This is a genomic window from Campylobacter sp. RM9331, from assembly GCF_020137685.1.
Taxonomy (GTDB): domain Bacteria; phylum Campylobacterota; class Campylobacteria; order Campylobacterales; family Campylobacteraceae; genus Campylobacter_E.
This window is the reverse complement of record NZ_JACGBA010000024.1, coordinates 18,041-32,532: the sequence shown is the minus strand read 5'-3', so window position 1 is coordinate 32,532 and position 14,492 is coordinate 18,041. Positions and strand designations below refer to the sequence as shown.

Genomic DNA, 14,492 nt, shown 5'->3' with positions numbered 1-14,492 from the left:
GTTTTTGCAAGTGTTTTTTACTCTGCTAAATTAAATATTAGTTTTATAACTCATTTGATTAAGAATTTTAAATTATTTAGCTAAACTTAAGGAAAACAATAAAAACATAAAGCTATTCATTACCCTTATCGTAATAGCAATATATTTAATTATTAGGTAATTTTGTTTTTAATCAAATAGATTAAAAGTATAAATATTAGCTTTTAAAATAAAGCTTATATTTTTTAAAACAATTTATTTTTATAAGATTTTGCTATGTATTGATTAAATATTTCATCATTTTTTTCACTCTCAAGCTTTTCTTCAATACTAGGCTCTACGCTATTAAATCCATCAATACAATTTTTATAAGTAAAATCCATAATATCTTTCATTTCATTTGTTTCATAATATTTAATTAATTTTTCTTTAAACTCGCTAATAAGCTCAACAGGTATATTTACTAAACCTGCTCCGTTACTAATTAAAACCTTATTAGCACATAAAATAGCTGTTCTTTTATTACCATCAATAAAAATTTGTCTTCTCATTAGATATAGCATTAATGTTATTGCTCTTTGTGTAGCATTTGCGATTTTTTGTATTTCGTTTAATTCTTCTATAATTTCTTCTTTATGTGGCATTTTAGGTTTGTAAGTTGTTCCGCCAATAGCCACATCAAATTGCCTTATATAGCCTGATTGATAGATTAAATTTGCACCTATAGTCTTGTTAATTTTACAAATATAAGCAAAATCAACTTCAGGATAATTTATAGTATCAAAAAGAACAGACCAAGCGTATTTAAGGTTGTTAATAGCTACAATATCATCTACCTTTAAGCTACTTATATTTACACCGTTATAAATGGCTTCTACTTGTGGAAAAGTTACATTAATTCCCTCAAGTCTCGCACTTTTATAGATATTATCTACGATATTTCTTTTTGCTAAACATATGTTGTATTCTAAGCTCATATGAAATTTATTTTTCATATTTATTAATCCCTTTTTTAATTTATATAATTTTATTTTAATACATTCATCTTTTTATTTTTGTAACCTAGAAATTTATTATAGTCAATACAATAATATGTAATACAAATAGTTAAAGTAAGATAAAATATTTTTTTATTTGCAGTAATTAGTATAATATTTTGTTTTTAGTTTAAGCTTTTAAAATCAATATTTTTATTAATAATATTTTAAATATTTTTTATATGGACAGAATTTTGACAACTCATATGCTATAATGCGAAAAATTACAAGAAAGGAGAATAAATGAAAGCTATATTTTCTCTTATGGGGGGGGGATTTTACAAAAACTAAAATCACTTAACTTCATTAATTTTATTCAAAACTTCTCATTTATATTCAAAGGAACTTAGCAATGTTAGATAATTTTCCATGCACTGCATGTGGCTTATGCTGCAAAAGTATTAACGGAGTAAAAGAACTAGAAGAATTTAATTTAAATGGTGTTTGTATGCACCTAGCAGATGATAATACATGCAGGATTTATGAAAATCGTCCTATGGTTTGTAGGGTTGATGAATATTACGAAAGGTTTCTTAAAAAGTATATGAGTAAGGCTAAATATTACAACGAGAATATAAAAGTCTGCAATGCTTTACAAGATAAATTTAAAGTAGATAAAAAATATAAAATTAATTTAATTAAGGAGTTTTAAATGAGTATAGAACAAATTATCGCAGAAGAAAAAGCAAAGTTTGAAAAGGCAAATTCATATGCAAATATTATGATTTTAGGTCATACAGGTGCAGGCAAAAGCTCACTAATAAATCATGTTTTTGGCTCTAAAGTAGCAAATGTTAGCAATCATAAACCACAAACTAGAGGTTTTAAGGTATTTTTAGGAAAAGATTTTAACAAAACTATAAATATTATCGATTCAGAAGGCTATGAATTAGCAGGCGAAGCAGATAGTTTTGTAAATAAAGTTAAAGATTTTCAAAATGAGCTTGAAAGTGGCAAGATAAATAATTGCGAAGGAAATATTCATGTAATTTGGTATTGTATATCTGCAAGTAAGACAAGAGTGGAAGATATGGATTTAAATATCGTAAAACTATTAAAGAAAAACTATAAAAATATTTTTGTAGTAATGACACAATGTGATGAAGATGATGCTAATTTAAGTATTCAAAAAGAATATGAGAAAATCTTAAATACAAAAATATATGCAGTTAGCACAAAGCTACCTGATAAGGATACAGATATAAATGATTTATTAAAGGATAGCGCCAATTGCATTGCAGATGATGATATACGAAAGGCTTTTGTGGCGTCTCAGGAAAGAGCTCTTGGGTTAAAAGAAGTAGAAGCTGAAAAAATTATACTTGGATATACAGCAGGTTGTGTTGTTGCAGGAGCTAATCCTATACCTTTTATGAGCGATACTATGATAATTACTCCTACTCAGGTGGCAATGTTAGTGCATATCGGGCGCATATATGGGGTTGATATATCAAAAACAACTTTAAAAAGTTTAGCTGCAGAAACATTAGCGAGTAATTTAGGGAAAGCTTTAGCAGGAAATTTAATTAAATTAATTCCTGGTGCCGGCACTATTTTAGGTGGTGCAATAAATGCTAGTGTAGCAGGTGTTATTACTTACGGAATGGGCTATGGTTATTCAAAATATTGCAAAGTCCAATATGAGAATATTTTAGCAGGTAATTTACCACAAGAAGAAGCAGTAGATGAAATTTTAAACACTATCAAGCATTATGTAGATACTACAAGCTGGAGTGATATTAAAAATCAAGTTAAAAATACAAAGCCAATCGAGGAGTAATTATGCAATATCAAGAAGCTAGAGTATTGGTTATTGGCAAGACTGGTAATGGTAAAAGTTCTTTTATAAATTATCTTTTAGATGAAGCTAAAGCACCTACAGGTATTGGCAAGCCTATTACGCAAGAATTTGAAGAATATGAAAAGATAGTTGACGATAAGCTAAAGCTTATTGTCACTGATAGTAAAGGGCTTGAATCAAATAAAGATGATTTTGAAAGTATTATTAAAAATATTAAATCGTATATACAAAGCAAAAATAGTAGCGATAATGTAGCTGAGTTTTTTCATGTTGTTTTTTATTGTCTGAAATACAATACAAAAAGAATTGAAGAGCAAGAAATAGAATTAATTAAACAACTAAAAGAGCTTTTAAAATTTAATATTCACTTTATCATCACAGGTTGTGATAGTATTAAAAGTGTTGAAGAATTTAACGAATATGAAGAGCATATTAAAAAAGAGCTTGGAAAAGATACAAGATTATATAAAGTATGTTCTATTGAAGTAGAAAAAAGAGGCGGACAAAAAACTCAAAAATATGGCAAAGAAGAAGTAATAAATGGTGTTATTGATTTGATTTTTGAAAACTTAGCTACTGTATTTGCTTATGATTTTGCTCATAAATATGTAGTGTCTTATAATAAAACTTTAGATAATTATGAAGAACGATTAAATAAAACAATTGATAGTAATATTGGCTTTTTTTCAAGACTTTTTAGCTTTTTAGATACTACAAGGGCAGAAGTAAAAGCAGAATTTGAAAAAGTAAGGTCTCAAATCATTGATGAAATAGAGAAATTGCAAAACAATATGACCAATGAGTATTCTATAAAGCTTGATGAGATTTTTACATTTTGCAATGTTTTAAGTGATACTTTTGGTCTTAAACAAACACTAAGTAAGTCTTTAAACACAAAGGCATTAAAAGATACTTTACATTTTAAAGAATATGGCTTATGGGATAGTTTTGCAAATATGTTTACAAATAATGATGCTAAAGAAAGCTTTAAAAAATATTTTAATAGTTTAAAAATACCGTTAAATGCAAATATAAATCAAAACAATAATACTACCAGCGTAGATATAAATTTAAGCGATTCTTCTATTGTAAAATTTCTAGGACTCACAGATATTGCTAGGGGTGTTGAATCGGTATTAAATTATTTAAACAAGCTTTCAAGTAATTCTAAAGAAAAATTTAGCGGAGAAAAAAAGCTTGTTGAAGATATTAAAGCAGTTATTATGCAGTCTAAACAATAATTTAAATCAAAGAATTTGAAATATGACTTTCAAATTCTTAAAAAGGAGAGATTATGCCAATACCGCCAAAGCCTAGTAAATATACTTGCAAAAGTTGTGGATATAGCGTAGTTAGGATTTATAGTAGTGATTGTTTTGCAGAAAATGATTTAGCACCAATTAAGTGTCCTAAATGCAAAGCAAGTTTTAATTGGGAGTATTCAAAGGCAAATAAATTTGAAATATTACTAGCAAAACTAAAAGGAATAAATTAGAAATTTATTTTATTAATATAAAGGAAAATAATGAAAAAATATAAACCAAGAACAAGAATAGAATTATGCGAACTAGTAAGAGATGAGAGTGTATATCTAGGTGATATTGATACAAGCTTGATTACTGATATGAGTTGGCTTTTTCATTGGAGCAATAGAAAAGACTTCAGTGGTATAAATGAGTGGGATACTAGCAATGTAACTGATATGAGTTATATGTTTTATGGTTGTGTAAATTTCAATCAACCTGTAAACTTTGATACTTCAAAAGTAACTAGTATGGAAAATATGTTTTTTCAATGTGAAAATTTTAATCAACTTTTAAATTTTGATACAAGAAAAGTAGAAAATATGAAAAGTATGTTTGAAGGTTGTATAAACTTCAATCAGTCTTTAAATTTTGATACGAGAAATGTAACTGATATGAGTAAAATATTTAGAGATTGTAAAAATTTCAATCAATCACTAAATTTTGATACTTCAAATGTTGTTTATATAAACAATATGTTTGATGGTTGTGAGAAATTTGATTTTATTAATATGATTAAAAATAAGGACTTAATGATAAAAATAGCTTACAATATAAATAGAGTACAAGAATATATACTTAAAAATAATTTAATAAAAAAAGTAGCTAATAAATACCAACCATCTAATAAATATGAGCTAAAAGCTTTGGCTTATATAGATGGAATTAGCTTAAATGATATTGATACGAGTTTGATTACCGATATGAGTGGATTATTTGCAAATAGCACTAGAAAGGACTTTAACGGGATAAACACTTGGGATACTAGTAGTGTAACTGATATGGGTTATATGTTTTTTAGGTGTGTAAACTTCAATCAGTATTTGAATTTTGATACGAGAAATGTAATTAATATGAGTTATATGTTTTATGGTTGTGTAAATTTCAATCAACCTGTAAACTTTGATACTTCAAATGTAGCTGATATGGGTTATATGTTTTTTAGGTGTGTAAACTTCAATCAGTATTTGAATTTTGATACGAGAAATGTAATTAATATGAGTTATATGTTTTATGGTTGTGTAAATTTCAATCAACCTGTAAACTTTGATACTTCAAAAGTAACAAATATGAGTTATATGTTTTATGGTTGTGTAAATTTCAATCAACCTGTAAACTTTGATACTTCAAAAGTAACAAATATGAGTTATATGTTTGCTGGTTGTGTAAATTTCAATCAACCTGTAAACTTTGATACTTCAAATGTAACTGATATGAGTGGTATGTTTGCTGGTTGTGTAAATTTCAATCAACCTGTAAACTTTGATACTTCAAATGTAATTAATATGAGCTATATGTTTGCAGATTGTTTTAGCTTTAATCAACCTTTAAATTTTGATACTAGCAATGTAACTGATATGAGCTATATGTTTGCAGATTGTTTTAGCTTTAATCAACCTTTAAATTTTGATACTAGCAATGTAACTGATATGAGCCATATGTTTGAAGGTTGTATAAATTTTAATCAGCCTTTAGCCTTTGATATTAAAAAAGTCGAATCTATGTATTGTATGTTTGAGGGTTGTGAAAAATTAAATCAAGTGTTTGATTTTGATATAAGATATGTAGATTGTACAGAGAATATATTTAAAGGTTGCTATGAAATGAATTCAAGTTCTTTTAAAGATTTTGACTTGGACGATTTGTATGAATATTTTTATGACTGCGAACCTGCTATGAAGCTTCTTTTAGAAAATGACTATTTTGAAAAGATTAATGGCAAATATAGACCTGAAGATAAGGAAGAATTACAAAAATTAGTTTATTCTAATGTAATTAATCTTAGTGATGTTGATACGAGTTTGATTACTGATATGAGTATGCTTTTTAACTATAGTTTAAGAAAAGACTTTAGCGGTATCAATACTTGGGATACTAGCAATGTAACTAATATGTGCCAGATGTTTTCTAATTGTAAGTATTTTAATCAATCTTTAAATTTTGATACTTCAAAAGTAACAAATATGCAAAATATGTTTTATGGTTGTGAAAATTTCAATCAGCCTTTAGAGCTTGATACTTCAAAAGTAATTAATATGGAAGGTATGCTTTATGGTTGTGAAAATTTCAATCAGCCTTTAGAACTTGATACTTCAAAAGTTGAAAATATGAGTGGTATGTTTGAATATTGTGAGAGTTTAGAACATTTGCCGGAGTTTTATAAGAAATTTTGCGAAGAAAACGAATAAGTCTAAGAATTTGAATTAGGAATTTTATTTGAAATTCCTATTTTAAATTCCAAAAATTTCGCTGCATTTTAAAGAATAACTATAAAGTTGTAAATCAAAATTTGTATTTTAAATTTATTAAAATCTTTTTATATAGACATAATCAGGACTTTACTTTTGCTAAGATATACGAAATTAAAAAGGAGTTTGTATGTGGATTTTAGGACTTTTGTTTATCTTAGCTTTACTTTTATTTTTTGGCTTAGGTGTTTTTAGACTTTTACTTGTAGTTTTTATATTCTTAATTTTTTTAGCAATTATTGCAAAGGTTGTAGAGTTGTTATTTAAGGATTAAATTCTTAGCAATTAATTTATATTAAAAGAGCTAAAATATTTTGATTTAAATCGCCAAAAATTAGCGATTTAAATTCTTAAAAATTATGCTCAATCTCCATCAAATCACATCTATCATTATCACAAGTATCAGCGTGATTAGGATTTAGTATATGTCCATTTCCTCGTCTAAAATCACCACCACCAGTGCAATCAAATTGATTTAAATATTCTTCAAATATATTATCTCTATTACCAGCTAAACCAATTAAGCTAATGGCTTGTATGTTGTATCTATTATTAGCAGATAGGTTTCTTAATAAAGTACGCTCATTTTGTGTAGGTGATATGAAGCTTGTAAAATCTTCTTCGCTTATATTTTGAGCATTTGTTGGGATTACTACTGCTCCGTTGTTTGTAATGATGATAGGAACTGCGTGTGCTCTGCCATTATCTAAACTCATTAATGCAATATATAAAGAACCAGCAGAAGAATTTAAAATACCCCTTAATTGAGCTCTTAAATTATCTTGAGTTGTGATAGTGCTAAGGCTCCATTCTTGTCTTGGCAAAATACTGCTAGTTAAAGCCCAAATCGCCCTAATACCCCTTGAATATAGTCCTTCACCTAAAGCCAATTGTTGTCCCCATAACTCAAGTGCTTCACCCATTAAATTATACATCGCAGGGTTTCTTCTAGCAAATGTAGTAAATGGAGATACATTGTCCATATAATCAAATAAATATCCAGTAGAACTATAATTTAATATAGGACTATGTGGATATACTTGAGTTAGTAAAGAAACTATCTCATAAGTATGTAGCATACAAATTCCGCAAATCCCACTAGCATCAGTGCTACTATCAGTAGTCCTTGCAATGCTTAATAATCGTGCTTTCCAATTTGCTTGTAAAGGGTCAAAATTAGCTAAGCTATTTGATATAACTTCTCGTTTTGTTCTTCTTTCTGCACCACAATGGCTAGAGAAAAGCCCTAAATTTCTTGCGTTAAAATTCCGTAATTCATAGACGCTAAAGTCAAATGATAATTTACCATCTAATAAAACGCTAGGAGATAAATGGGTTTTATAATAATTTATATCACTTATAAATAATTTTCCTAATTCACTGCCCCTTGAAACATCTAAAATATTTTTATTAATATCTAATATATAAGAATTTTCAAATAAATTTAAATTCCAATAAAATCTATTTTCAAATCCGTAAAAATTACATTTAGAAAACTTTAAAAAACTAGCGTCTTGATTGCTAAGATTAGTTTCAAGGCACTCAAAAGTCCCACTGCTAGGGTTAAAAAGAGCTATTTTACCACTTGTAATATCGTAATAAAAATTAAATGGTGTTTTTGAAGCTCCATTTTTTGTAATATAAAATAGTTCTAATTTATTATTTGATTTTGAACGAAAATATATAGAAGTTTTAAGAGCGTAATTAATAGGCGGTGGAACTGCTTGTAGCCACTGCTTCATTTCGTCATTATCTATGGTTATTTTATTAGCGTTTTTGTTTTTTGTAGCTAGTAAATTATATTCGCTTTCTTTTACTTCTACATCAATGTAAGCTGGCAAGCTAAAGGTATCTTTTATGCTAAACCATTGAGATTTATCGTTTAAAACACAAGGTTTTAATTCAAAGAAATCTTGTTTGGTTTGTCCGCTTTTAAACCTATCGCTAAGACTTGCACATAGCCAATTGTCTTTATATTTAAAAGCAAGTCTTTTGTATAAATCATATCTCGTATCTACTGCTTGTTTGCAATCTAGCATACCGATTATGACCCTATCATGCACTTGTCTTGGAGCTAGACAAAAAGTTTTATTATCGTGAGCTTTTATGATTAAATGTTTATCTTGTATTGTGTTGGCTGGAGTTTGCGGGACGCTATTTGCAAATATTGTAGAAAGGTAAAATAATATTAATATAAGTTTTTTCATAATTTCCCCCTTAAGATTTGTGATTATATTAATTTATAATAATATTTATTCTAAATTTCAAATATTTTTTAATAGTTGTGAAAATTAAGGAGCAAAAATGAGTGATAATAATGCTAAAAAAAGATATTTTGCTATCAAAAATAGCATAGAATTTAAAAAACAAGAAGAATTAAATTCTAATTATGAAGATATTTTAAAAGCTTATGAAAAAGAGCTTGATGAAGCGATTTTGAAAGTTGTTAATAAGTATAAATTTAGTGAAATTTTAAGTAAAAAAATGCCAAATTATCACAAAATAACAAAATCTATAATCTACAAAGCAGAAAGCGAAAATGAAAAAAAGGGCAGATTATATGAATTAAAAATTAAAAAGTATTACGAAGAGCAAGGCTACAAGGTCTTTCCACACGGCTTTATAAATGGTAAAAATGATGGCGGGATAGATTTGGTTTGTTATAAAGAAAATGAGTGTGTATTAATTCAGTGCAAAAATCACAAAAGCCAAATAGGTCAAGATTTGCTAAGGAAATTTTTAGGTGATTGTGCTGTTTTTGTTAATGAGAATGAAAAAATGCTTAAAAATAAAACTATTAAAAAAGTTTTTATAAGTTCAAGTGAGCCAAGAGCAAGTGCTGAATATTATTTAAATAATTATAAGGATTTAATAGAGTATTTAAATATTGAAGAATAGTATGAAAATTACAAAATAGTTTTAGGTGTTATTTTGTAAATTGTAATTTTAGTAAAATCAATAAAAGTAGCTATTTTATATATGGTTGTTTTGGTATTTATCAAGGAAATTTATACACTACTAATAAAAATCGGCGAATATATAAATTAAAAAATTTTGCTTAGCAATAAATTGAAATTCTTGTTTTAAATTCCATAAGAAAATTATCAAGATTTAACCTTTGTATTAATTATAGCCTTAAGATAAGCAAGACATAATCCATACATTTAGACTATATTATTAGGTATACGAATGAAAAAATTTTCATATCATTTTTTATCTTATTATTTTGTTTAGTTATTAAATATAAACACTCAAAACAAAATAATCTATATTAAATACAACACTAAAACAAAAGAAGAATTACAAGTATTAGTAAATGATTTGAGTATAAGCTTAGGTGATATAGATACAAGCGCTATTGCTGATATTGGCACACTTTTTAAATATACAAAAAAGACTTTAGTGGTATAAACAGCTGGAATGTTAGCAATGTAACTGATATGATTATTATGTTTGTTTATTTTAAGATAGAAAACGATACTTCAAAACACTCAAAAAGATTTTCAAATTATTAAATTTTATAATTAATTTAAACTAAAAAATAAAAAGTTTTTGATTAATTTATAATCTTAGAAATTAGAGCAATTATTTGACATATTATAAGGCTAAATTATGCTTTATTTAAAGCTATATTTTTATAATACTTATACATTTTATTTTAGGGGGTATTTATGAAAATAAGTGTATTAGGTATTGGCGGAACTATTTGTATGCTAAAAGATAGTAGTGGTGGGGTAAATCCTAAATTAGATGCAAAAATGTTGGTTGAAAGCATAGGGTTAAGCGAAGATATAAAAATAGAAGCAAAAACGATTTTATCTCTTCCTAGCCCATCTTTAAATTATGATAATTTATTAGAAGTGTTAAAAACAGCAAAAGAAGAGATTAAAAATGGCTCAACTGGAGTTGTTGTCACTCAAGGAACTGACACTCTTGAAGAAAGTGCATTTTTGCTTAGTTTATTTTGGGATGAAGCAGCTCCTTTAGTAATTACTGGTGCTATGAAAAATCCTAGTGAAATAGGAGCCGATGGGGCTAGTAATTTATATCAAGCAATTTTAGTAGCAAGCAATACAAATTCCTTAAATCGCGGGGTTCTTTGTGTGTTTAATCATACTATTTATCAACCTAGATTTATACACAAAAGCAATTCTTTTTCACTTGAAACTTTTGTATCTATTAATGGTGGAAATATAGGTTATATTTATGAAAAAGATGTAATTTATATAAGTCCAATTTATAAAAATAAGATTTATAAAACGCCTAATAGTTTAAATAAAAATGTAGCAATAATCCCTACTTGCCTTGATGGTGATAGTATGTTTTTAAATAATTTATCAGGTTTTGATGGTTTGGTAATTGATGGTTTTGGAGCAGGACATGTATCGTTTACTGCGGCTAGAAAATTAAAAGAATTAAACTTAAAAATTCCTTGCATCATCACAACTCGTACAGGAAGTGGAATGAGTGCTTATAAAACATATGCTTATGAAGGAAGCGAGATGGATATGCAAAAAAGTGGCTTTATTATGGGGAGTTTTTTTGATAGTTTAAAAGCAAGATTGTTTTTAACAATGCTTTTATCTAATGGTTTTTCAAATAATGAAATCAAACAAGAATTTGAAAATTACTATAAATATTTTTAATTTTATTATTTATAGTTGAGATAAACATATAAAGGATGGATTATGAATTATATTATTGTTGCTCAAATTATTATGAGCATTACGCTAATTTTGATGGTAATTGGAAAAACACCGCTTTATTTAACAGCACTTATTGGCACTACAATTAGTGTTTTAGTTGCTATGCTTGATATAAGAGAACTTACTTTAAACAAATTATTATTATCAGGACTTAATCCTGTGATTTTAGATATGACTGGTATTTTAATGTTTATAGGAACTATGCAAGCAAGCGGTTTTATGGATGATATTATAAAATTAATTATTAAAATTGGTAGAAAAATTGGTGGCGGAGAAGGAATTGCAGCAGCTAGTGCTATTGGTGCAGGTGTAATTGGAATGCTTACAGGTTTTACTCAACCATCTGTAACTGCAGTTGTAACTGCAAAGCCATCGGTTTTATTAGGAATGAATCCAAATCATTCAGCAGCTATTCACGCTCACGCAGGACATTTAGGCAATTTTGGTGGCTTTACTCACCCAACACAGGTTGCTATTATTGGAGCTACTAACATTGGATTTGGTCTTATAAATATTTTTGGTATTGCAATTGCCGTGTTTTTGATTATTTGTTCTGCTATTAGGTCTAAAATTTATAGAAAAAAATATTCTATTAGTATAGATAAAGATAAATTAAATCAAGCCATTAAAGAACTAGAAGAACAGAAAAGTAAATATAATACTTTCGTGGTATTTTTACCTTTTATAGCACTTTTTGCTGGCTTTATTTTTGGCTATCCTATATTTTTACTCGGTGTTTTTGCTAGTGTTTTGACTATCATTTTAGCAAAAATGAATATTTTTAGTGCTGAAAAACAAATGATAGATGGCGTTGGTAAAATCGCAATCCCACTTGTTGCAACTATAACATTTTTGTTTATGAGTGCTACTATTAAAGAAATAGGATTAGCAAAAATTATTGCAGATGTTTTTGAACCTATTTTAAAAATCGCCCCTGTTCAAGCAATGTTTGTAGTAGCTGTTGTAGCTGGATTTATTACACAAAGTTATGGTGCAAGCTCGGCTATAGTTTTACCATTTTTACAAGCTACTATGAGTAGTTGTCCTTATACTTTCGCACTTGCTTTAGTTGCTGCTGGCGGTGCATCAATTGCGCAGTATTTTTTAACAGGTGGTCCTATTGCAGCATTATCTACTGTTATACCTATTGTGGAAGGTTCTAATTTAAAAGATGCCAATAGGTTTCAAAGACCATCTCAACTTATTGCATTAGGCTTACTTTTAGTACTTTCATTTATAATTAAATTTTAAGAAAAAAGGGGTTTAAATTCTATTGAATTTAAACCCTAAATACATTATTTAGATATAGAATTTATAAAGATTTATAGATGTAATTAACAAAACTTTTTATTTTATATTTTTTAGTTGTTTAGTTTAAATTATTATTTGAAATTACTATTTCAAATTCTTTGAAAATATAAGAAATAAATTCTAAAAAGTTTAAATATAATTTATTTAAACGTTAGAATTTATCATTATGATTTATCCTTCTTATATCAATTTCTTTTCCAAGTTTTACCAAGTGAAATAAAACTAATAAACAATAAAATATACAAAATACAATAAGTAAAATAAAGCTGAATATCTATATATAAAGATTTAAATAATTTATAATAATCATCGCCTCTACATCCTTTAGGTATTTCATTATTAAATACAAGAACTTTATATTTATTATTTAAAACATATTCTTTATAATCATTTATATGTTTAGGTGGTTTGATAAAAAAATCTCTTATAGTATTGAAAACTTCATAAATATTGTCTTCTTCTTTGTTTACAAAAGCTATATTTACAATGCACTTTAATTTATTTTGCGGTATTTCATTTAATGTTTCTTGTGTATATTTTGGCAAAAAGTCTAATTTAAAAATATTTAATAATGGACTAGAATTTGTTACTGACAACAATAATGCTACTAGATAAAGAAAATAAACATACTTTTTAAATTTTGATATTACAAAATAAACAACATATAAAATAATAAATAATATTAGTAAAAATAAAGGGAAATAAAATATGTTAGCTATAGTAAAAGATAATAAAAACATAAATAAAATAAAAGCGCAAGTTTTACCAGTGGCACGATTTATTTTTATTTTAGCTAGCACAAAAACTACTACCATAGAAACCATATAAAATACTATATTTAAAATAGGATTTGAAAGTCCAGTAAATATATTAAATACATCAAAATTAATAAAAATATATGCAAGTAAATTTAAAATCCCAAAAACAACTATTAAACCAACTATCGCATTTAAATTCTTAGCAAAGTTGGTATTAAAATCACTTAAAAATTCATCAATATAATTTTTTGAGTTTAAAACAACAAGCCCCCAAATTTGAAGATTTTTAAGTATCCCCTTATTTTTATCTTTTTGTGCAATCTCTTTAGCTTCTATAATTTGAGCTTTTATATCATTTTCACTCATAATACATTTAATTAATTTAACAGCTTTATGAATTTTATTAGCATAAAAACTATCGTTACAAGCTTTAGCTATATTATCTAGTTTTATTATTGTATGATATAGTTCTTCTTGTGTTATTTGGTTGTTATTTATTAGCGTAAGCATATCATCTTTAGTGTAGTTTAAAATACCGTTAAAATCTATAATAGCTAATTCAGGCTTTAAAAAAGTTGTTTTATCTAAATTAATGCAACCTTTTATATTTGAATTTGTTAGAATAAAATCTTGTTCTATCCTAGAGTTTTTCAAGGTAAAATTATTGATATTACATTCATCTATTTCTAATTTATTTTTAACATTTATATTATAAACATCAAAATTATTAATATTTTTTGAATTTATCAATGACAATTCACTATCTATACAGCATTCATTCGCTATAAATTCTCCTTTAAAATCATTGATTTTAATAGTGTTAAAATTACTTTGTGTGATTGCTAAGCTTTTTATATTTATATTATCAAAGCTAACATTATCTTTAAATTCACATTGTGTTAAGAGTAATGTAAAGTCATTATCATTTGGGATAATATCGCTAAAATTAATTTCATTTTCATATTTGATTCCTATTAAACCTAAGTATTTTTTAGTCTTAATAATGTCTTTGTATTCTAATAAATCAACCCCATTTAAAGAGTATTGTAAAATAATTTTCTCACTTGTTTGAGATGCTAATTCAAATTTCATGTCCATCCTTAAATCGCATATTTATTGTAAATATTA

Annotated in this window: 12 protein-coding genes; 9 read left to right on the top strand and 3 right to left on the bottom strand. The window is 26.5% G+C overall.

The features are described 5' to 3' along the window. Nucleotides 1-224 precede the first annotated feature (224 nt). Nucleotides 225-974 (bottom strand): Fic family protein, encoded by a 750-nt coding sequence (locus tag AVBRAN9331_RS08825; protein ID WP_336612842.1) that lies wholly within the window; start codon nt 972-974, stop codon nt 225-227. 394 nt (nt 975-1,368) lie between these two features. On the opposite strand from AVBRAN9331_RS08825, the gene AVBRAN9331_RS08820 reads away from it, so the two are divergent. The 6 genes from AVBRAN9331_RS08820 (at nt 1,369) to AVBRAN9331_RS08795 (ending at nt 6,863) form a co-directional block, all read left to right on the top strand. Next, nucleotides 1,369-1,668, top strand: a complete 300-nt coding sequence (locus AVBRAN9331_RS08820; RefSeq protein ID WP_214120520.1) for a YkgJ family cysteine cluster protein — start codon at nt 1,369-1,371, stop codon at nt 1,666-1,668. Continuing rightward, nucleotides 1,669-2,796, top strand: a complete 1,128-nt coding sequence (locus AVBRAN9331_RS08815) for a GTPase (RefSeq protein ID WP_214120521.1) — start codon at nt 1,669-1,671, stop codon at nt 2,794-2,796. 2 nt (nt 2,797-2,798) lie between these two features. Then, nucleotides 2,799-4,058, top strand: a complete 1,260-nt coding sequence (locus AVBRAN9331_RS08810; RefSeq protein WP_214120522.1) for a GTPase — start codon at nt 2,799-2,801, stop codon at nt 4,056-4,058. Nucleotides 4,059-4,111: 53 nt separating this feature from the next. Continuing rightward, a complete protein-coding gene (locus AVBRAN9331_RS08805) occupies nt 4,112-4,312 on the top strand; it encodes a hypothetical protein (RefSeq protein ID WP_336612841.1) in 201 nt (66 codons plus the stop codon). A 30-nt stretch (nt 4,313-4,342) separates the two neighbouring features. Then, nucleotides 4,343-6,529: a BspA family leucine-rich repeat surface protein gene (locus tag AVBRAN9331_RS08800; protein WP_336612840.1), complete on the top strand. Its 2,187-nt coding sequence runs from the start codon at nt 4,343-4,345 to the stop codon at nt 6,527-6,529. 190 nt (nt 6,530-6,719) lie between these two features. Continuing rightward, nucleotides 6,720-6,863: a hypothetical protein gene (locus tag AVBRAN9331_RS08795; RefSeq protein ID WP_214117680.1), complete on the top strand. Its 144-nt coding sequence runs from the start codon at nt 6,720-6,722 to the stop codon at nt 6,861-6,863. A gap of 76 nt (nt 6,864-6,939) precedes the next feature. On the opposite strand, the gene AVBRAN9331_RS08790 is transcribed toward AVBRAN9331_RS08795, so the two are convergent. Next, a complete protein-coding gene (locus AVBRAN9331_RS08790; protein ID WP_336612839.1) occupies nt 6,940-8,796 on the bottom strand; it encodes a DUF1561 family protein in 1,857 nt (618 codons plus the stop codon). Nucleotides 8,797-8,893: 97 nt separating this feature from the next. Between AVBRAN9331_RS08790 and AVBRAN9331_RS08785 the strand changes: the two genes are divergently transcribed. The 3 genes from AVBRAN9331_RS08785 (at nt 8,894) to AVBRAN9331_RS08775 (ending at nt 12,546) form a co-directional block, all read left to right on the top strand. Then, nucleotides 8,894-9,487: a restriction endonuclease gene (locus tag AVBRAN9331_RS08785; protein WP_336612838.1), complete on the top strand. Its 594-nt coding sequence runs from the start codon at nt 8,894-8,896 to the stop codon at nt 9,485-9,487. A gap of 773 nt (nt 9,488-10,260) precedes the next feature. After that, nucleotides 10,261-11,235 carry an asparaginase gene (locus AVBRAN9331_RS08780; protein ID WP_336612837.1) on the top strand — a complete coding sequence of 325 codons (975 nt, stop codon included), beginning with the start codon at nt 10,261-10,263 and terminating at the stop codon, nt 11,233-11,235. A gap of 42 nt (nt 11,236-11,277) precedes the next feature. After that, the gene (locus tag AVBRAN9331_RS08775) at nt 11,278-12,546 is read left to right on the top strand and encodes a citrate transporter (RefSeq protein ID WP_214117675.1); all 1,269 of its coding nucleotides are present in this window, start codon (nt 11,278-11,280) and stop codon (nt 12,544-12,546) included. 245 nt (nt 12,547-12,791) lie between these two features. Here AVBRAN9331_RS08775 and AVBRAN9331_RS08770 read toward each other — a convergent pair whose 3' ends face one another. After that, a complete protein-coding gene (locus AVBRAN9331_RS08770) occupies nt 12,792-14,456 on the bottom strand; it encodes a hypothetical protein (RefSeq protein WP_214120205.1) in 1,665 nt (554 codons plus the stop codon). Nucleotides 14,457-14,492 lie beyond the last annotated feature (36 nt).